The organism is Roseburia sp., from assembly GCF_041325975.1.
Lineage (GTDB): Bacteria > Bacillota > Clostridia > Lachnospirales > Lachnospiraceae > Roseburia > Roseburia rectibacter.
Genome location: NZ_JBGLEJ010000004.1, coordinates 1,280,987 through 1,298,689, shown reverse-complemented (window position 1 = coordinate 1,298,689; position 17,703 = coordinate 1,280,987). Strand labels below are relative to the sequence as shown.

The window sequence follows — 17,703 nt, the reverse complement described above, 5'->3', positions numbered from 1 at the left end:
TAGAGACCAGACAAAAGCAGCAAAAGAAACAGAAAAGAGAAAGGAAATCAGATATATGAAAGTTATCTTATTAGAAGATGTAAAAGCATTAGGGAAAAAAGGTGAGATCGTAAATGTAAGCGATGGTTATGCACGCAATGCGATTTTCCCGAAAAAGTTAGGTGTGGAGGCAACACCAAAAAACCTTAATGATTTAAAACTGCAGAACCAGCATGCAGACAAAGTGGCACAGGAGCAGTATGAAGCTGCACTGGCACTTGCGGAAGAATTAAAAGATAAAAAAGTTACCGTAAAAATGAAAGCCGGCGAGGGCGGACGTACATTCGGTTCCGTTTCCACCAAAGAGATCGCCGTTGCAGCCAAAGCACAGCTTGGCATGGAACTTGACAAAAAGAAAATGCAGCTTGCAGAACCGATCCGTACATTCGGCGTGACAGAAGTTGCAATCAAGCTTCACCCGAAGGTAGTAGGAAAATTTAACGTACATGTAGTAGAGGAATAAAAATGGAAGAAACACTGATCAACCGTACGATGCCGAACAGCCGTGAGGCGGAACAGTCGGTCATCGGCTCTATGATCATGGATAAAGATGCGATCCTCACTGCAATGGAAATGCTCATCAGTGAGGATTTTTATTACAAACAGTATGGAATCCTGTTTGATACCATGGTCGAATTATACAGCAAAGGACTTCCGGTCGATCTGGTCACTTTGCAGAATAAATTAAAAGAAAAAGATGTACCGGCAGAGATTGCAAGTTTAGAGTTTGTGAGGGATCTTTTAAATGCAGTTCCAACATCGGCAAATGTAAAATATTATGCCCAGATCGTAAAAGATAACTCCATGCGGCGTAAACTCATCAAATTAAATGAAGAGATCGAAAATGAGTGCTACATGGGAAAAGAGAGTGTAGAGACGGTCATGGATATTACCGAGAAAAAGGTATTTGATCTGCTTTCCACCCGCGGTGGTGGCGGGGACTATGTACCGATCCGCCAGGTTGTTATGAACGCACTTGAAAAGATTGAGAACGCAGCAAAAACATCCGGCACCGTTACGGGAATCCCGACAGGTTTTATTGACCTTGACTACCGGACCGCAGGTTTACAGCCGTCCGATCTGATCCTGATCGCAGCGCGTCCGTCCATGGGTAAAACGGCGTTTGTTCTTAACATTGCGCAGTATGTAGCGTTTCACGAACGTATGTGTACAGCGATCTTCTCGCTTGAGATGTCAAAGGAACAGCTTGTAAACCGTTTGTTTTCGTTGGAGTCAAGGGTAGATGCACAGGCACTCAGAACTGGTAATCTTTCAGACTCTGACTGGGAGAAGCTCATTGAAGGAGCCGGAACGATCGGCAATTCAGAGCTTATCATTGATGATACGCCGGGTATTTCCATTGCAGAAATGCGAAGCAAATGCCGGAAATACAAATTAGAGCACGACTTAAAATTGATCATCATTGACTATTTACAGTTGATGTCCGGTTCCGGCAGGGGATCTGATTCCCGTCAGCAGGAGATCTCAGATATCTCCCGTTCCTTAAAGGCACTTGCAAGGGAGCTTTCTGTGCCGGTGATTGCATTGTCCCAGCTATCACGAGCCGTAGAACAGCGTCCGGATCACCGTCCAATGCTTTCTGACCTGCGTGAGTCAGGTGCGATCGAGCAGGATGCCGACGTTGTTATGTTTATCTATCGTGACGATTACTATAACCATGACTCTGAGATGAAAGGAATCTCAGAGATCATTATTGCCAAACAGAGAAACGGTCCGATCGGTACCGTCAATCTGGTATGGCTGCCGCAGTATACGAAGTTTGCCAATATGGAGAAATAAATAAATGCCCGGTATCTCGCAGGATATGCCGGGTATTTATTTTGCGCTACTGCTCACACAGTGTGTGAACAGTAGCGTTTTGCCGGTTCATGTCGGAATAAGACGAGCGATTTTCGTTGTAGACGTCCTTTCGAATGCTTATAATATAGGTTAGCAGATAAAAGGAAGGAGAGGAACCGGAATGGAAAAGGTACGTTACATGATTTCCGACGCTGCAAATATTGTAAATGTAGAGTCACATGTATTACGTTACTGGGAGGATGAACTGGAGCTTAATGTTCCGCGAAATGAACTTGGGCACCGGTATTACACAAAGGAAAACATTCAGGAGTTCCAGAGGATCAAGGAATTAAAAGAACAAGGATATCAGTTGAAAGCGATTCGTATGATCGTACATAATATGTCCCCCGATGCGCAGGCAGAGGTTGGCACTGCACATCCGGGAATAAAACAGGATCTGCACCAGGTTGCATATACGCAGGATGAAAAAGCTGTCAAGGCGGAGCATCAGTCTGGTCAGGTTACGCGCATTCAGGATGGATATGCTGCAAAACAGGATCAGCATGCAGATTTGAATCCATACACGGATTCAGGCAGAAATATGCCAGTATCTGCGCAGCATGAGAATCAGAGTGTACTTGATAACACCGATAAAATGGCACAGTTTACAGAATTGATGACGCAGATCGTCGGTACAGCGATTGCTGCAAATAATCAGGAATTGAGCCGTTGCATCAGCGAAGATGTGGGGGAACAGGTCATCAAGGAAATGAATTATCTTATGAGAGAACAGGATGAGGCGGATGAGGAACGTTTCCGGAAACTGGATGCGGCGATCCGCGGGAATCTGAAAAAGAAAGAACCCAAAAAAAGATGGGGCAGAAATAAAAAAGAAAAAGCATAAAAAAACGCTATTGCATTATAGTATGATAACTGGTGCAATAGCGTTTTTTATCATTCGCCATATCCGAAAATAATTATTTTCTCTTTCAGATCATCAAAGTAAGGAAGAAGCTCTGGAATCATGCGGCACAGTTCAATGGCACAGTCCTGATTATAATGATGTGATTCGTCATTCCGGAGCCGTAACATGCGAAGCCATGCATTTTCATCTTCGATCAATCCACGCGTAAGGGCAGCCATAAGAATCAATTTTGGAGAACCGGTTCTGCCTTTATCGACACCTTCTGACTCCAAAACGTATTTCATTGCTTTCCACGATAATTCAAAAGTCAGGCAGAAGGTGTTGACACAACCGCTTAAAACAATTTTGTTTTGAGTATAGTCAGTAACGGAAGCTTCATGTAAAGTATCAAGGCTTGAAAAAAAGTTTTCAATTTTTCGGTTCATTTTTCTGTCCTCTCATATAAAATATGTCCGTCATTTAAAATATCTTTCATCAAAGGTTCACTTACCCTGCCGTCCAGATCAATAATATCCATGTCAAGCAGCGTAAATTCATTGTATTTTAATTCGGCAAATAAACGGTCAAAGTTATCAGCTCCTTTAATTGCAAGGTCGATATCACTGTAAGGTCCGTTATCTCCTCTGGCACGGGAGCCAAATAGAATGACTTTATTTGCATTATATTTTTTACAGCAGGCTATAATATCTTTTTTTATTGCCGGGTCTAATTGACACATCGAATCAATAACACTCCATTTTTAAATTTTTATTATTCATGACTATTATAACTGATTTGCACCGTTTGCGCATCATATAATTTGTGCAGCATAGTTTATGTAACCGTTTGATTTTCTTGACAGCAGCGGGAGTTTGACACATTGAAATGCAAAAAAGTACCGCAAAGCCTTGAAATAGGCTTATTTTTTTGTCAAATTTTTATTTTTATTATATAGTAATATTTGGTGATATGTGGTATAATGGTGACAGAGGTGATTATTGTGCGTATAACAACATCAAAATCAAAAAATTCTGAGTCCTTTTACATCACTCAGTCCTATACAAATGCCAATGGGAAAAGTACTTCCAAAACCATCCGAAAATTAGGTACGTTAGCTGAATTATCAGCGCAGCTCCACACGGATCGTGACGGAGTTGTTGAATGGGCAAATGAACAGGCTCGTCTTGAAACACTGAAATATAAAAGTGAAAAAGAGGATGCTACTGTCATGATCCCATTTCATTCCAACAGACTCATGGACTATAATAAGCAGAAACTTTTTTCTGGCGGATATCTTTTTCTTCAGTCTATTTACTATGGACTTAAGCTCGATTCTGTCTGCCAAAAAATCAAAAGCCGACATAAATTCGAGTATGATCTTAATGCGATTTTATCTGATTTAATTTATACAAGGGTTCTAGAACCTTCCAGCAAAAGTTCTTCTTTCCGAGCAGCAAAACAGTTCCTTGAGCCTCCCACTTATGAACTTCATGATGTGTACCGAGCTCTTTCTGTTCTTGCTTCTGAAATGGATTTTATTCAATCAGAAGTTTATAAAAATAGCTTTTTTCTCGGTGACAGAATGGATCGGATCCTTTATTATGATTGCACAAACTACTACTTTGAAATCGAACAGGAAAATGGAGATAAAAAATACGGAAAAAGCAAAGAGCACCGTCCGAATCCCATTATTCAAATGGGTCTCTTTACGGATGGTGACGGAATACCTTTGGCTTTCTCGCTCTTTCCTGGAAACCAAAATGAGCAGAAAGCCTTAAAACCTTTAGAAACAAAGATTCTCCAACAATTCGGCTGTGATAAGTTTATCTATTGCAGTGACGCCGGACTTGCTTCTGAGGATAACCGTGTTCTTAATCACATGGGACAGAGGGCATTTATTGTCACTCAGTCCATCAAAAAGCTGCCTGCTGAAGACCGGGCATGGGCTTTAAAGAAAACTGGCTTTAAACGTCTCTCAGATGATAAACCTGTTGACCTCACAAAACTGACAGATGATGACAAGAACCAGCTTTATTATAAAGACGAACCATTTACAACAAAAAAACTGGATCAAAGATTGATCATAACCTACTCCCCTAAATATGCCGCTTATCAGAAATCCATCCGTGCGGAGCAGATCTGTCGGGCAGAAAAAATGGTTGCAAATGGCTCTCTAAAAAAACAGCGCAAAAATCCAAATGATCCTGCAAGATTTGTAAATAAGGTAGCTGTAACCAACGAAGGAGAAAAAGCTAAGATCCACTATTATCTCGATACGGATAAGATTGCTGAAGAAGAAATGTATGACGGGCTTTATGCGGTATGTACAGACCTGCTTGATGATAACGTTGCAGATATCTTAAAAGTCAGTGAAGGAAGATGGCAGATTGAAGACTGTTTCAGAACTATGAAAACAGACTTTGAAGCCAGACCCGTTTACTTAAACCGTGAAGACCGAATTAAGGCTCATTTTCTTACCTGTTTTCTTGCTCTGTTACATTTCCGGTTATTAAACCGCTCCTTGAAAGGGACTTATACCACAGAACAATTACTTCACACTTTAAAAGAAATAAAATTTACGGATATAGAAGAACAGGGCTTCATGCCGGTATATGAGCGTCAGGAAATCACTGACGATCTCCATGAAACCTGCGGATTCAGAACGGATTATCAATTCATAACAAAACGGAAAATAAAAGGAATTCAGAAAAAAAGTAAGCGGAGATAAAACATTACTATATTTCGTGTATGCAGATAAAAGTGCCACACCCCTTGTATTTACAGGGATTGTGGCACTTTATTAACTAATCAACTGTCAAAAATGAGATTATAACTGATTTGCACCGTTTGCGCATCATATAATTTGTGCAGCATAGTTTATGTAACCGTTTGATTTTCTTGACAGCAGCAAAGATGTGGATCATTTTCTGGAAAATGTTACAGATACTATCTGAAAATAAAAGAAAAATGTACTAAAAAATGTTACAGATATCATATAAAAATTAAAGAAAAATGTACTGAAAACTGTTACAATATACATTGAAAAACAAAGAAAAAATGTTAATATAAGAGCAGAGAGTTGGAAATCCTAATATTGGAGGATGGAAATGCTGAAAAGAAAAGTGTATGAGGATCTTTTAAAATGGAAAAAGGAAGCCAGTGGAAAGGCTTTGTGTATTATAGGGGCAAGACAGATCGGAAAAACAACACTGATCCGTGAGTTTGGAAAAAATGAATATGAGCATTTTGCAGAACTGAATTTTGTGACAGACGAGAGGGCAGCAGATATTTTTAATGATAAACTGACAGCAGAAACAATTATCACGAATCTGACAGCGTATCTTCAGACACCGTTAGAACCGGGAAAGACACTGATTTTATTTGATGAAGTTCAGGAATGTCCAAGGGTACGGTCTGCGATCAAATTTCTGGTAGAGGATGGAAGATTTGATTATATAGAATCTGGCTCGCTGCTTGGTGTGCGGTACAAGGATGTCACATCTTATCCGGTTGGCTTTGAACAGATTTTACCAATGTATCCGCTGGATTTTGAGGAATATTTGTGGGCGAATGGCATACAGAATCATACACTGCAGTATTTGAAATCGTGTTATGACAAAAAGGAAAAAGTATCTGAGACAGTACATGAGACACTTTGCAAACTTTTTTACAGTTATCTTGTAGTTGGGGGAATGCCCGAAACCGTACAGATTTATGTTGATACGCATGATATTGCAAAAGTGGTGCTGAATCAGAGAAGTATTTTAGATCTTTACCGCCTGGATATTGCAAAATATGCTACGGAAAATGAAAAAATAAAGATCAAGGCAATATTTGACAGCATTCCTGCGCAGTTAAATGAGAAGAACCGGAGATTTAAATTAAACAGTATTAATGCTTCCGCAAGGCATATCAGGTATGAGGACAGCTTTAACTGGTTAGCGGATGCGGGCGTTGCATTGCCATGTTATAACGTGACAGAACCACAGGCACCGCTGCAGTTAAGTGAAAAACGAAACCTGTTCAAACTTTATATGAATGATGTTGGACTGCTTTGTGCTTCCTGTATGGAAAATATCCAGTTTGATCTTCTGATGGGGAATGTTGACGTCAATATGGGAAGTATTCTGGAAAATGCATTTGCGCAAAACCTGAAATCGAACGGTTTTGAACTTCACTATTATGATTCTAAGAAAATTGGAGAATTAGATTTTGTATTACAAAAAGGACTTCACACAGAACTTGTAGAGATCAAGTCAGGAAATGACTTCAAAAAGCATCTGGCAATGGATCATGCAATGAAAGTAGAACAATGGAAGTTTGAAAAAAATATTGTATTTTCAAAATCAAATGTGGTGGAAGAAGGGGAAATCCTGTATTTACCATGGTATATGATCCTGTTTTATCAACAGGAAAGGGAACCGGAAAAAATGATTTATGAAATTGATTTAAGCGGACTTATTTAGGAAAATTCTGCATTCGCTGCCAAAAAAGGAGCTGTGAAAATTCACAGCTCCTTTTTTGGCGGCCGGATGCATCGCATCTAAGCCGCAAGAGTTTTACTCGCAAAAAACTCTTTAAGTATTATTCCTCGCTGATAGCTCCTGTTGGGCAAACCCCTGCACATGTACCACAGCTTACACAAGCGCCTGCGTCGATTACGAACTGGCTGTCTCCCTGAGAGATAGCTCCTACTGGGCACTCTGGTTCGCATGTACCACAGCTTACGCAAGAATCAGAAATTACGAATGCCATTTGTATTCCCTCCTTAAAAATAAAATCATAGACTCGCTACCGCTTCAGTAGCTTTAGATTATTCTAATACAAAAAAGATGGTATTACAAGTCAAAACCCGAAAAAACCATGTACAAAAATCAGCACAAAATAATTGGACTCTGCGGATCTGCCACACTAAAACGTAGAAAAATGATACAGTGTCTTAGAATGGAACGGCTCGTCCGGATGAAGTACGATACTCGGGAAATTCTCATGATTGATCGCATCTGGGAAATGCTGCGTCTCTAAGCATACGCTGGTGCGGCTGTCGTAAACTTTTCCATTTTTACCAGGCTGCTTGAGCGGCTGATTAGCGACATAAAGCTGCATGCCAGGCTGATCTGTAAAACAGGTCATACGGATGCCGCTGTCTTTGGACTGTAATACGGCTGCTTCACGAAGACCGGTTCCGTTGATCACAAAGTTATGATCGTAAGTGCCAAACTTATGAAGCTGTTCATATTCGGAGTAATAGGCTTTCCCAATCGTGTGCATCACTCTGAAATCAAATGGCGTATTGTCTACCGGGATCAGTTTTCCGGTAGGTGCCTGTGAATCATCAAGCTCTGTGATGGAATCTGCATCAATATAAAGTTCGTGAGAAAGGATATCACCGCTTCCCTCACCGTTTAAATTGAAATAACCGTGGTTTGTGACATTAAACAAAGTATCCTTATCAGCAGATGCTTCGTATACGATCGAAAGTTCATTGTCTTCAGACCAGCCATAGGTAACTGTCAGGGTCAGATTGCCCGGATAACCTTCCTCACCGTCGGCAGAATTCATAGTCAGGATCAGTTTGTCATCCTTTACTTTTGCATCCCATGGTTTGGAGGCATAACCAATCAGACCTCCATGAAGATGATTGGTTCCACAGTTTACGGCAAGCTGGTATTCTTTCCCATTTAAAGTAAAATGACCGTCTTTGATGCGGTTTGCAACACGTCCGACTACGGCACCAAGACTTGCGTCATCATTTTCATAGGCAGACATTGTGTCCATACCTAGGCAGACATCTGTTGGTTTTCCGTTACGGTCCGGAACGACGATCTTTACAAGACGGCAACCGAAATTCAGAACCTCTACATAGGCACCTGCCTCATTTTCAAGATGGTATATATTAATATTTTCTCCTGCGTTTGTTGTACCAAAATCAGATTTTGTAATTTTCATGAAAACCCCCTTTCCAAACATAACTGTTTGCAGATGAACAGTAATAATTATGCCACATTTACGGAAACATAGCAAGTTACAGTTCGGGTTCTATGGTAATTTTGCTGGAAAATCAAGGTACAAATCCGCGAATTATGCACACTCTGTTGCCTATTTGGATAAAATGTGCGATAATACAAATGTTTGGGAAAAATAAAAATAAGAATTATATTAGAAAAGAAGTAGTGATATATGCAGACAAAATTAATAAAAATAGACGCAGACGATCCGAATAAGGAGGATATGCGGGAGGCGGCAGAGATCATAAGATCCGGCGGGCTGGTAGCATTTCCGACCGAAACGGTTTACGGACTCGGGGCAAATGCACTTGATCCGGAGGCGTCAAAACGGATCTATGCGGCAAAGGGACGTCCTTCGGACAATCCGTTGATTGTTCATATATGCAGATTTGAAGAACTTTTATCCATTGCAAAAGAGGTTCCGCCGCAGGCAAAGAAACTGGCAGACGCGTTCTGGCCGGGACCGCTTACCATGATTGTGTGGAAGAATGAAAAGGTTCCGTATGAAACCACCGGTGGAATGGATACGGTGGCAATCCGCATGCCAAATCATCCTGTTGCGCTTGCACTGATCGATGAGAGCGGTTGTATGATCGCGGCACCGAGTGCCAATACTTCCGGAAAGCCGAGCCCGACAGAAGCGGCACATGTGGCATTAGATCTTGATGGTAAGATACCGATGATACTGGATGGGGGGCCGGTTGGAATCGGTATTGAGTCTACAATCATTGATCTGACGGAAAAGATACCTATGATTCTGCGCCCGGGTTATATTACAAAAGAGATGTTAGAGGAAGTACTCGGGGAAGAAGTGCGCATTGATCCGGGAATCATTGCTGCGGATTCCACAAAGAAGCCGAAAGCGCCTGGAATGAAGTATAAACACTATGCGCCAAAGGCAGATCTGGTGCTGGTTGAGGGAGAACAGGAGGCTGTTGTTGCAAAGATCAATGCATTAGTCAGGGAAAAACAGGCAGCAGGACTAAAGGTCGGTGTTGTTGCAACGGATGAGACAGAATCTTTGTATCAGGCAGATTATGTGGTGACGATCGGAGCGAGGAGCGATGAGGATGCCATTGCCAGACATTTATATAAAATATTGCGTGAATTTGATGATTGGAATGTAGATGCGATTTATTCAGAAAGTTTTTCAACACCGAGAATCGGTCAGGCAATCATGAACCGGTTAATGAAAGCAGCAGGACATCAGGTGATTCAGGTTTGATGGGAGAAGGAAGGATAACGCATGAAACAATATAATCGAATCCTGTTTGTCGCGGAGAATGGAACTTGCCGTGCTCCGATGGCAGCGGGCATACTTGGGGAGTATGTATTAAAACATCCGGTTGAAATCGGTGCGAGAGGAATGGTCGTTTTATTTCCGGAGCCGCTCAATCAGAAAGCGGAAGCAGTCATGATCAGCAATGGGATCAATCTGGATGGCTATATGTCGGCACAGCTGACGGAAGAAGATTTTACAGAGGACACATTAGTTCTTGTTATGGAACACGCCCAGTTAGAAAAGGTTCTGGAAAAATACGAGAGAGCCAACCCGGAGAATGTATATGTTCTCACGGAACTTGTCGGAGATGAACTGGAGATTTTAGATCCGTATGGCGGCAGTCTGCAGGCATATGGGCTATGCTATGAAACAATGAGAAAGACCATCAAAAAGCTGGTCACTCTTTTAAATGAAGAAAGTAACGAAGGAAGCGAGGAAAATTAAAATGGGAAAAATCGTAGTAATGGATCATCCGTTGATCCAGCACAAAATCGGTATCATCCGCAGAGAGGAAACCGGATCAAAAGATTTCCGTACCTTAGTCAGCGAGATTGCAATGCTGATGTGCTATGAGGCAACCAGAGACTTGAAACTTGCAGATGTGGAGATCGATACACCGATCTGCAAAACGACTGTGAAAGAGTTAAAGGGCAAAAAGCTTGCTGTTGTACCGATTTTACGTGCCGGTCTTGGCATGGTGGATGGTATGCTGGCAATGATTCCTGCAGCAAAAGTCGGACATATCGGACTTTATCGTGATCCGGAGACATTAGAGCCGGTAGAGTATTACTGTAAACTTCCGGCAGACTGTGCAAACAGAGAGGTGTTTGTGGTAGATCCGATGCTGGCAACCGGAGGTTCTTCCTCGGCAGCCATCCAGATGTTAAAGGACAAAGGAGTTAAAAATATCCGTCTGATGTGCATTATTGCAGCACCGGAAGGTGTGAAAAAAATGCAGGAGGATCATCCGGATGTAGATGTATATATCGGGGCTTTGGATGACCATTTGAATGAGCATGGTTATATTGTACCGGGCCTTGGAGATGCCGGAGACCGTATTTTTGGAACCAAATAGTATGAAAATAATTGACAGCATATTTTTATATGGCTGTTTGTGCCGCAGACGTCACAAAGCAGTTTTATCGCAGAATCAAATTAATCTGCGGTTTCTCTGATGCAGGAAAACGTCTGCAGAATGGAGATCAACATGAGCGGCAAAAGGAAAGATTATATCAGCTGGGATGAATATTTTATGGGAGTTGCACTGCTTTCGGGAATGCGTTCAAAAGATCCGAATACACAGGTGGGAGCCTGCATTGTCAGCGAAGATCACAAGATACTCTCAATGGGGTATAATGGGTTTCCGACCGGCTGCTCGGATGATGATTTCCCGTGGGAGCGAGAGGGCGAGCCTTTAGAGAATAAATATTTCTACACTACACACAGTGAGCTGAATGCAATTTTAAATTACCGGGGCGGAAGTTTAGAGGGCGCGACGATCTACGTTACACTGTTTCCATGCAATGAATGTGCGAAAGCAATCATCCAGTCAGGAATCCGCAGGATCGTGTATGACAGCGACAAATATGAGACAACACCGTCGGTTGTGGCATCAAAGAAGATGCTGAAAGCAGCGGGGGTTGTGCTGCAGCGTTATGAACACACGAATCGCAGGATTGAATTGGAACTGTGAGTATAGCTGCAATTATTACATTGTCCATAATTGTAACTTCAATGGCGAAAAGCATGCTGGAAAATATCATTTGGATAGATTTTCCGGCATGCTTTTTTTGGGACTTATTTTTTCAACAGCATTATTTTTCGTTTAAAGATTTTTTAAGAGTATCTTTTGACCATTCTGCGTGCGTCTGACATAAGAGATAGATTTTATTAACAAAGGAAATATCTTCGTTGAGTAAATTGGCACAGGTTTCTACAGGAATGTTTTTGTGAAACATGTTATAGACAGTGTGTATACGGTGTGAGTACTCGCCGTTAATGTGACCTTTGGATAAGCCTTCAGATAATCCATCTTCATAGCTGTCCCGGCGTTCCATCTTAATATATTCATCCATATCAAATTCTTCTAACAACATTCCAACGACCTCCGATGGCTCAGATCATAAAATGCATTGCCCGATAAATTGTGGTTTGTTGGGCTATGAGTTCCCCGGCTAAGGGTGGCGTCGCAGTTTTGTAAGTGGCAAATTGCATCAAGCAGGGACTGTTTTGTTTCCGTTGTCCGAAAATAAGAAACTCTAAGCATGCCTGATTCAGGTTGGGGTGGAGTGACGTGTGCGTCCTAAATGTGCCGTCCGGGCACATTAGGACTTGTGCTGCCGTCCATGGCAGCACAACACTGTGTTACGGACAGGCATCCTAAGAGTTTCTAATTTTCTTCCAAAGTCACAAAACGAGTCCCGGCTTGATGCGATTCGCCAGCCGCAAGGTTGTGAACCACCCTTAGCTGGGGAACTCATTTTACAACCTTGGGGGTGCGTAAATTTTTAGTGTTTTGTGTCTGAATCTGATTAAAAAGATATTTCCAAATAACTATATTCAATGGTTTATTATTTGTTTGATAACGTTGGCAAAAACTTCAATGTATCCCACTATGCTCATGTTTATTGCCATACACATTTGAAAAAATATTTTGTGTTATTGGTCGGACAATTTACGAAACGATTCTTATAATATAATGTAGCATATAAAAATTCTGGGAAGTCATCAGGCTGAATATTAGTGATACAGCACATTAGGATTTTAAGCATATTTCCATTCGTGCAAATGTCAAAAATTCACACCCGCGCCCCCGATTTTGAGATGAACCGCCCACCCAAATGGTGTTACATAACCTGGAGGCTGGCATCTTGCGCAAAGCCGAAGCTGATTTTGTGACTTTGGGAGAAAATTAGAAAATCTTAGTGTGTCTGTAGATACACAGTGATGTTCTGCCACGGATGGCAGAACAAGGCAGCATCGAGTCATGGATGACTCGTTGTTGCCGTTCACGTCACTCCGAGAAAATCTAACCCAGACACACTTAGACTTTTCTTATTTTCGTACAATGGAACCAAAATTAACTCCGGCTTTGCGTAAGATGCCACTCACAAGCCTGCGACACACCATTTGGACGGGCGACGCATATCACCCACAAACCATCATTTATCGGGTTACTTATAATATAGTGCAGATAATAGACAAATTTGAAATATTTCTTAACAAAAAGGAAATATTATCTATACAAAATGACGGATATTTGATAGACAAAATGGCGAAAAATGTTATAATGAATAAAGATTGTACTTTATGGAGGAACGATGCAAGTGAGAAAAAACAGAAAGGTGTTTCAGGCACTGACACTGATCCTGCAGTTTGGATTGAATATGATCGTTCCGATCGTGATGTGCACTCTCTTTGGTACATGGATCGGCAGAAAATATGATATGCTCTGGATCGTGATCCCATTGTTTATCATGGGTGCTCTGGCCGGATTTACCAATATTTTTAAAATGGCAAAAAAGATTTACGGACAGGACGGTGGCAGAAATAATGTTACGAAGAATCAATGATGCATTGCCGGGACTTGTTTTGGGAATTATTGTGTATGGAGTGATCGTGGAATTAGCAGGTGTTTGGTTTGTCACCGACAAAGCCAGGTACACCACGGGACTTCTGATCGGTATCGGTTTAGCGTGCGGTATGGCAGTCAACATCGCAACTGTATTAAGAGATGCGGTGGAGTTGTATGGAGAGGACAATGCAAAGAAGAAGATCATTGTAAAATCACTGCTCCGCTATGCTGTTGTTGTGATCGTTTTCTTTATTATGATGGAATGGAATCTCGGAAATCTGATCACTGCGTTTATCGGGGTATTGGGACTTAAGGTATCTGCGTACTTACAGCCCTTTACACATAGAGTAATACAAAAACTGCAAGGAAGAGGTGATGTATCTTCAGACAGTGAAGATAACAATTTCATATGAGGGAGGTGAGAGAGTGAATCATGCAATTCTGATGTCATCCGGAGCCGAAAATATCGACTTTATGATACATGGTATCGTTCAGTACGAGATATTCGGACATAAAGTCTGGATCACAACATCGCATGTCTGCATATTGATCGTTATGCTGCTTATGATGGCACTTGCCATTGCAGGAAACCGTGCGATCAAACATGCAAAGGAGATCCCGGAGGGATTTCAGAATGTTATCGAGCTGATGGTTGAGATGCTTGATAACATGGTAAGCGGCACCATGGGAAAGGTGGCAGCACCGAAGTTTGTCAATTATATCAGTACCATTTTTATTTTTATTCTTATGAGTAATATATCAGGTCTGTTTGGATTAAGACCACCAACGGCTGACTATGGTACGACACTGGCACTTGGTCTTATTACATTCTTCCTGATCCATATCACGCAGTTTAAGAATCTGCCGATCAAGCAGATCTGGACAGATATGTGTTCCCCATTGCCACCATGGCTGCCAATCTGGTTTCCAATCAATGTGATCAGTGAGATCGCAGTGCCGATTTCATTGTCGCTTCGTCTTTTTGCGAACGTATTGTCAGGAACCGTTATGATGGCATTAGTTTATGGACTGCTGAGCAAAATAGCAATCATCTGGCCGGCAGCACTCCATGTATACTTTGACTTGTTCTCAGGAGCAATTCAGACGTATGTATTTTGTATGTTGACAATGACATACATTGGTCAGAACTACGAACAAGAATAATTTATTTTATTTAGGAGGATTAATATGAATATCACAGGACACGATTTAATTATGGCATGTTCAGCTATCGGTGCAGGTCTGGCAGTTATTGCCGGTATCGGACCTGGTATTGGACAGGGTATCGCAGCAGGACATGGTGCAGCAGCAGTTGGACGTAATCCGGGTGCAAAGGGAGACATTATGTCAACCATGCTTTTAGGACAAGCAGTTGCAGAGACAACAGGTCTTTACGGACTTTTGATTGCGATGCTTTTACTGTTCGTACAGCCTTTGGGTTAATGAATGGCGCTCCATTTTTGGAATAAAAAATTTGGAAAGGAGGCCGAACCTTGGAGGAAATGACAAGACTTTTTGGACTGGATTTTCAGTTACTGCATGATGTGGTTTTAATGGCGTTAGCAGTATTTTTCTTATTTTTATTCATGTCCAAGATGCTGTTTGAACCGGCACGCAAGCTGCTGAATGACAGAAAGAACCGTATCGCAGCCGATATTAAGACGGCAGAGACGGATAAACAGGATGCAGCAGCACTCAAAGCAGAATATGATGCAAAGTTAAAAGATGTCGATAAAGAGGCAGAGCAGATCTTAAGCGAGGCACGCAAGACGGCGCAGAAGAATGCAGCACGTATTGAGAGTGACGCCAAAGAAGAAGCAGCGCGCATCATAAAGAGAGCTAACGAAGAAGCAGAGCTTTCTAAGAAGCGTGCAATGGATGAAGTAAAACAGGAAATGATCACAGTTGCATCCATGATGGCGGCAAAAGTTGTTGCAGCAAATATCGATGCGACCGTGCAGGATACGCTGGTAGAAGAAACATTGAAAGAAATGGGTGATTCGACATGGCAAAGCTAGTATCAAAAACATACGGTGATGCATTGTTTGAAGTTGCGCTAGAGAGCGGAAGAATGGATGAATTCCGGGATGAAGCGGTTGCAGTAAAAATTGCTTTAAAAGAAAATCCTGAGCTCTTCAAATTAATGAGTCATCCAAAAATCGTTAAAGAAGAAAAAGTAAAGATCATAGAAGACATATTTGCAGAAAAGATTTCCGCGGAGTTTGTTGGACTGCTCCGCCTGATTGTAGAAAAAGGTCATTTCGCAAAAGTGGATACGGTGCTGGATTATTTCATTGACTGTGTCAAGGAGTATAAGAACATCGGAACCGCTTATGTGACATCAGCAATGGAGTTATCCGAAGCGCAGAAGGCAGCAGTGGAGAAACGATTGTTAGAGACTACAAAGTATGTGAAATTTGAGATGCATTATGCAGTGGATTCCGCACTGATAGGCGGAATGGTGATTCGCATCGGCGACAGAGTCGTTGATTCCAGTGTCCGGACCAAATTAAATGATCTGACACGCGAATTATCAAAAATACAGTTGAAAGCAGGTGAATGCGCTTCATGAATTTAAGACCAGAAGAAATAAGTTCCGTAATTAAAGAACAGATCAAAAGGTATGCAGCGCAGTTAGAAGTAGCTGACGTTGGTACCGTTATTCAGGTAGCAGATGGTATCGCACGTATTCACGGTCTTGACAACGCAATGCAGGGTGAGCTTCTGGAATTTCCGGGAGAAGTATACGGAATGGTATTAAACCTTGAGGAAGATAATGTTGGTGCTGTACTTTTAGGTGCACAGCGCAATGTCAATGAAGGTGATACCGTAAAGACCACCGGACGAGTCGTAGAGGTTCCGGTTGGTGACGCCATGTTAGGACGTGTTGTCAATGCGTTAGGACAGCCGATCGACGGCAAAGGACCGATCGAGACGGACAAATATCGTCAGATCGAGCGTGTCGCATCGGGTGTTATTTCGAGAAAATCCGTAGATACACCGTTACAGACCGGTATCAAGGCGATCGATTCCATGGTGCCGATCGGACGTGGACAGCGTGAGCTGATCATCGGTGACAGACAGACCGGTAAGACAGCGATCGCGATCGATACGATCATTAACCAGAAGGGACAGGGCGTAAAATGTATTTACGTTGCCATCGGACAGAAGGCGTCCACTGTTGCCGCTCTGGTGAAAACATTAGAAGAATTTGGAGCAATGTCTTATACGACAGTGGTTGCTTCTACTGCCAGTGAGCTTGCACCATTACAGTATATTGCACCGTATGCAGGATGTGCGATCGGTGAGGAATGGATGGAGAATGGTGAGGATGTTCTCGTTGTTTACGATGATTTAAGTAAGCATGCGGCCGCATACCGTACACTCTCCTTACTCTTAAAACGTCCACCAGGACGTGAGGCTTATCCGGGAGATGTATTCTATCTTCACTCAAGACTCTTAGAGCGTGCAGCAAGACTTTCCGATAAACTTGGCGGAGGTTCCCTGACTGCATTGCCGATCATCGAGACACAGGCGGGTGACGTTTCAGCGTATATTCCGACGAACGTTATTTCCATTACCGATGGTCAGATCTATCTTGAGACAGAGATGTTTAACTCCGGTTTCCGTCCGGCGATCAACGCAGGTCTTTCCGTATCCCGTGTAGGTGGTTCTGCACAGATCAAGGCTATGAAGAAGATCGCAGCGCCGATCCGTGTCGAGTTAGCACAGTACAGAGAGCTTGCAGCATTTGCACAGTTTGGTTCCGAACTTGATGCCGACACGACAGAGAAGTTAGCACAGGGTGCCAGAATCCGTGAAATGTTAAAACAGCCGCAGTATCAGCCGATGCCGGTTGAAAAACAGGTCATCATCATCTATGCTGCAACCAGAAAATACCTTCTGGATATTCCGGTAGAACAGGTTTTACCGTTTGAAAAAGCACTGTTTGAGTATGTGGATACCAAATATCCGGATGTACCGGAAGCAATCCGCACAGAGAAAGTCATCAGTGATGAGACAGAGGCAAAACTCGTCAAAGCGATTGAAGAATGTAAGGCAGATTTCTTGAAATAAGCGTAACAAGCAGGACTTC

At 42.2% G+C, this 17,703-nt stretch carries 21 protein-coding genes; 16 read left to right on the top strand and 5 right to left on the bottom strand.

From position 1 onward, the window contains the following. The first annotated feature begins 55 nt into the window (after positions 1–55). The 3 genes from rplI (at position 56) to ACDD58_RS09585 (ending at position 2,743) form a co-directional block, all read left to right on the top strand. Complete coding sequence (gene rplI / locus ACDD58_RS09595) at positions 56–502, top strand: 50S ribosomal protein L9 (protein WP_117920522.1); 447 nt, start codon at positions 56–58, stop codon at positions 500–502. 2 nt (positions 503–504) lie between these two features. Beyond that, complete coding sequence (gene dnaB, locus ACDD58_RS09590) at positions 505–1,839, top strand: replicative DNA helicase (protein ID WP_370777176.1); 1,335 nt, start codon at positions 505–507, stop codon at positions 1,837–1,839. A gap of 181 nt (positions 1,840–2,020) precedes the next feature. Continuing rightward, positions 2,021–2,743: a MerR family transcriptional regulator gene (locus ACDD58_RS09585; RefSeq protein ID WP_117920518.1), complete on the top strand. Its 723-nt coding sequence runs from the start codon at positions 2,021–2,023 to the stop codon at positions 2,741–2,743. Positions 2,744–2,793: 50 nt separating this feature from the next. On the opposite strand, the gene ACDD58_RS09580 is transcribed toward ACDD58_RS09585, so the two are convergent. Then, positions 2,794–3,189: an HI0074 family nucleotidyltransferase substrate-binding subunit gene (locus ACDD58_RS09580; protein ID WP_015521801.1), complete on the bottom strand. Its 396-nt coding sequence runs from the start codon at positions 3,187–3,189 to the stop codon at positions 2,794–2,796. Then, positions 3,186–3,482: a nucleotidyltransferase family protein gene (locus tag ACDD58_RS09575; protein WP_370777172.1), complete on the bottom strand. Its 297-nt coding sequence runs from the start codon at positions 3,480–3,482 to the stop codon at positions 3,186–3,188. The genes ACDD58_RS09580 and ACDD58_RS09575 overlap by 4 nt, the downstream gene beginning before the upstream one ends. Before the next feature lie 261 nt (positions 3,483–3,743). On the opposite strand from ACDD58_RS09575, the gene ACDD58_RS09570 reads away from it, so the two are divergent. Continuing rightward, positions 3,744–5,471, top strand: a complete 1,728-nt coding sequence (locus tag ACDD58_RS09570) for an IS1634 family transposase (RefSeq protein ID WP_370777169.1) — start codon at positions 3,744–3,746, stop codon at positions 5,469–5,471. Positions 5,472–5,850: 379 nt separating this feature from the next. Continuing rightward, positions 5,851–7,209: an ATP-binding protein gene (locus tag ACDD58_RS09565; RefSeq protein ID WP_370777167.1), complete on the top strand. Its 1,359-nt coding sequence runs from the start codon at positions 5,851–5,853 to the stop codon at positions 7,207–7,209. Between the two features lie 118 nt (positions 7,210–7,327). Here the strand turns inward: ACDD58_RS09565 and ACDD58_RS09560 are convergent, their stop codons facing one another. Together ACDD58_RS09560 and ACDD58_RS09555 are read right to left on the bottom strand one after the other, a co-directional pair. Beyond that, a complete protein-coding gene (locus ACDD58_RS09560; RefSeq protein ID WP_022112022.1) occupies positions 7,328–7,498 on the bottom strand; it encodes a DUF362 domain-containing protein in 171 nt (56 codons plus the stop codon). A gap of 156 nt (positions 7,499–7,654) precedes the next feature. Beyond that, the gene (locus ACDD58_RS09555) at positions 7,655–8,692 is read right to left on the bottom strand and encodes an aldose epimerase family protein (protein WP_117920514.1); all 1,038 of its coding nucleotides are present in this window, start codon (positions 8,690–8,692) and stop codon (positions 7,655–7,657) included. A 231-nt stretch (positions 8,693–8,923) separates the two neighbouring features. Between ACDD58_RS09555 and ACDD58_RS09550 the strand changes: the two genes are divergently transcribed. The 4 genes from ACDD58_RS09550 (at position 8,924) to ACDD58_RS09535 (ending at position 11,726) form a co-directional block, all read left to right on the top strand. After that, the gene (locus ACDD58_RS09550) at positions 8,924–9,976 is read left to right on the top strand and encodes an L-threonylcarbamoyladenylate synthase (protein WP_243006783.1); all 1,053 of its coding nucleotides are present in this window, start codon (positions 8,924–8,926) and stop codon (positions 9,974–9,976) included. A 21-nt stretch (positions 9,977–9,997) separates the two neighbouring features. After that, positions 9,998–10,477 carry a phosphotyrosine protein phosphatase gene (locus ACDD58_RS09545; protein ID WP_118209787.1) on the top strand — a complete coding sequence of 160 codons (480 nt, stop codon included), beginning with the start codon at positions 9,998–10,000 and terminating at the stop codon, positions 10,475–10,477. A gap of 1 nt (position 10,478) precedes the next feature. Then, positions 10,479–11,108, top strand: a complete 630-nt coding sequence (upp, locus tag ACDD58_RS09540; RefSeq protein ID WP_015561153.1) for a uracil phosphoribosyltransferase — start codon at positions 10,479–10,481, stop codon at positions 11,106–11,108. Positions 11,109–11,240: 132 nt separating this feature from the next. After that, positions 11,241–11,726, top strand: a complete 486-nt coding sequence (locus ACDD58_RS09535) for a dCMP deaminase family protein (protein WP_117920610.1) — start codon at positions 11,241–11,243, stop codon at positions 11,724–11,726. A 121-nt stretch (positions 11,727–11,847) separates the two neighbouring features. Here ACDD58_RS09535 and ACDD58_RS09530 read toward each other — a convergent pair whose 3' ends face one another. Continuing rightward, on the bottom strand, positions 11,848–12,129 hold the full coding sequence (locus ACDD58_RS09530) for a hypothetical protein (RefSeq protein ID WP_117920512.1): 282 nt from the start codon (positions 12,127–12,129) through the stop codon (positions 11,848–11,850). 1,230 nt (positions 12,130–13,359) lie between these two features. Here ACDD58_RS09530 and ACDD58_RS09525 point away from each other — a divergent pair. The 7 genes from ACDD58_RS09525 to atpA are packed head-to-tail and all read left to right on the top strand — an operon-like array spanning position 13,360 to position 17,684. After that, positions 13,360–13,605, top strand: coding sequence for an AtpZ/AtpI family protein (locus ACDD58_RS09525; protein ID WP_186900499.1), 246 nt, complete (start codon positions 13,360–13,362; stop codon positions 13,603–13,605). Continuing rightward, on the top strand, positions 13,586–14,020 hold the full coding sequence (locus ACDD58_RS09520) for an ATP synthase subunit I (RefSeq protein ID WP_117922427.1): 435 nt from the start codon (positions 13,586–13,588) through the stop codon (positions 14,018–14,020). The genes ACDD58_RS09525 and ACDD58_RS09520 overlap by 20 nt, the downstream gene beginning before the upstream one ends. Beyond that, positions 13,983–14,771 (top strand): F0F1 ATP synthase subunit A, encoded by a 789-nt coding sequence (atpB, locus tag ACDD58_RS09515; protein WP_117922428.1) that lies wholly within the window; start codon positions 13,983–13,985, stop codon positions 14,769–14,771. Before ACDD58_RS09520 ends, atpB begins: the two co-directional genes overlap by 38 nt. 24 nt (positions 14,772–14,795) lie before the next feature. Then, positions 14,796–15,050: an ATP synthase F0 subunit C gene (gene atpE / locus ACDD58_RS09510; RefSeq protein ID WP_006855263.1), complete on the top strand. Its 255-nt coding sequence runs from the start codon at positions 14,796–14,798 to the stop codon at positions 15,048–15,050. A gap of 59 nt (positions 15,051–15,109) precedes the next feature. Beyond that, on the top strand, positions 15,110–15,625 hold the full coding sequence (atpF, locus tag ACDD58_RS09505) for a F0F1 ATP synthase subunit B (RefSeq protein WP_117922429.1): 516 nt from the start codon (positions 15,110–15,112) through the stop codon (positions 15,623–15,625). Continuing rightward, on the top strand, positions 15,613–16,179 hold the full coding sequence (gene atpH, locus ACDD58_RS09500; RefSeq protein WP_117922430.1) for an ATP synthase F1 subunit delta: 567 nt from the start codon (positions 15,613–15,615) through the stop codon (positions 16,177–16,179). The genes atpF and atpH overlap by 13 nt, the downstream gene beginning before the upstream one ends. Beyond that, positions 16,176–17,684 (top strand): F0F1 ATP synthase subunit alpha, encoded by a 1,509-nt coding sequence (atpA, locus tag ACDD58_RS09495; protein WP_117922431.1) that lies wholly within the window; start codon positions 16,176–16,178, stop codon positions 17,682–17,684. Before atpH ends, atpA begins: the two co-directional genes overlap by 4 nt. Positions 17,685–17,703: the final 19 nt, after the last annotated feature.

Excerpts from the sequence above, each read along its gene's own strand:
- rplI (WP_117920522.1), top strand. The coding sequence starts at position 56 with ATGAAAGTTATCTTATTAGAAGATGTAAAAGCATTAGGGAAAAAAGGT.
- dnaB (WP_370777176.1), top strand. The coding sequence starts at position 505 with ATGGAAGAAACACTGATCAACCGTACGATGCCGAACAGCCGTGAGGCG.
- ACDD58_RS09585 (WP_117920518.1), top strand. The coding sequence starts at position 2,021 with ATGGAAAAGGTACGTTACATGATTTCCGACGCTGCAAATATTGTAAAT.
- ACDD58_RS09580 (WP_015521801.1), bottom strand. The coding sequence starts at position 3,189 with ATGAACCGAAAAATTGAAAACTTTTTTTCAAGCCTTGATACTTTACAT.
- ACDD58_RS09575 (WP_370777172.1), bottom strand. The coding sequence starts at position 3,482 with ATGTGTCAATTAGACCCGGCAATAAAAAAAGATATTATAGCCTGCTGT.
- ACDD58_RS09565 (WP_370777167.1), top strand. The coding sequence starts at position 5,851 with ATGCTGAAAAGAAAAGTGTATGAGGATCTTTTAAAATGGAAAAAGGAA.
- ACDD58_RS09560 (WP_022112022.1), bottom strand. The coding sequence starts at position 7,498 with ATGGCATTCGTAATTTCTGATTCTTGCGTAAGCTGTGGTACATGCGAA.
- ACDD58_RS09555 (WP_117920514.1), bottom strand. The coding sequence starts at position 8,692 with ATGAAAATTACAAAATCTGATTTTGGTACAACAAACGCAGGAGAAAAT.
- ACDD58_RS09550 (WP_243006783.1), top strand. The coding sequence starts at position 8,924 with ATGCAGACAAAATTAATAAAAATAGACGCAGACGATCCGAATAAGGAG.
- ACDD58_RS09545 (WP_118209787.1), top strand. The coding sequence starts at position 9,998 with ATGAAACAATATAATCGAATCCTGTTTGTCGCGGAGAATGGAACTTGC.
- upp (WP_015561153.1), top strand. The coding sequence starts at position 10,479 with ATGGGAAAAATCGTAGTAATGGATCATCCGTTGATCCAGCACAAAATC.
- ACDD58_RS09535 (WP_117920610.1), top strand. The coding sequence starts at position 11,241 with ATGAGCGGCAAAAGGAAAGATTATATCAGCTGGGATGAATATTTTATG.
- ACDD58_RS09530 (WP_117920512.1), bottom strand. The coding sequence starts at position 12,129 with ATGTTGTTAGAAGAATTTGATATGGATGAATATATTAAGATGGAACGC.
- ACDD58_RS09520 (WP_117922427.1), top strand. The coding sequence starts at position 13,586 with ATGTTACGAAGAATCAATGATGCATTGCCGGGACTTGTTTTGGGAATT.
- atpB (WP_117922428.1), top strand. The coding sequence starts at position 13,983 with ATGTATCTTCAGACAGTGAAGATAACAATTTCATATGAGGGAGGTGAG.
- atpE (WP_006855263.1), top strand. The coding sequence starts at position 14,796 with ATGAATATCACAGGACACGATTTAATTATGGCATGTTCAGCTATCGGT.
- atpF (WP_117922429.1), top strand. The coding sequence starts at position 15,110 with ATGACAAGACTTTTTGGACTGGATTTTCAGTTACTGCATGATGTGGTT.
- atpH (WP_117922430.1), top strand. The coding sequence starts at position 15,613 with ATGGCAAAGCTAGTATCAAAAACATACGGTGATGCATTGTTTGAAGTT.
- atpA (WP_117922431.1), top strand. The coding sequence starts at position 16,176 with ATGAATTTAAGACCAGAAGAAATAAGTTCCGTAATTAAAGAACAGATC.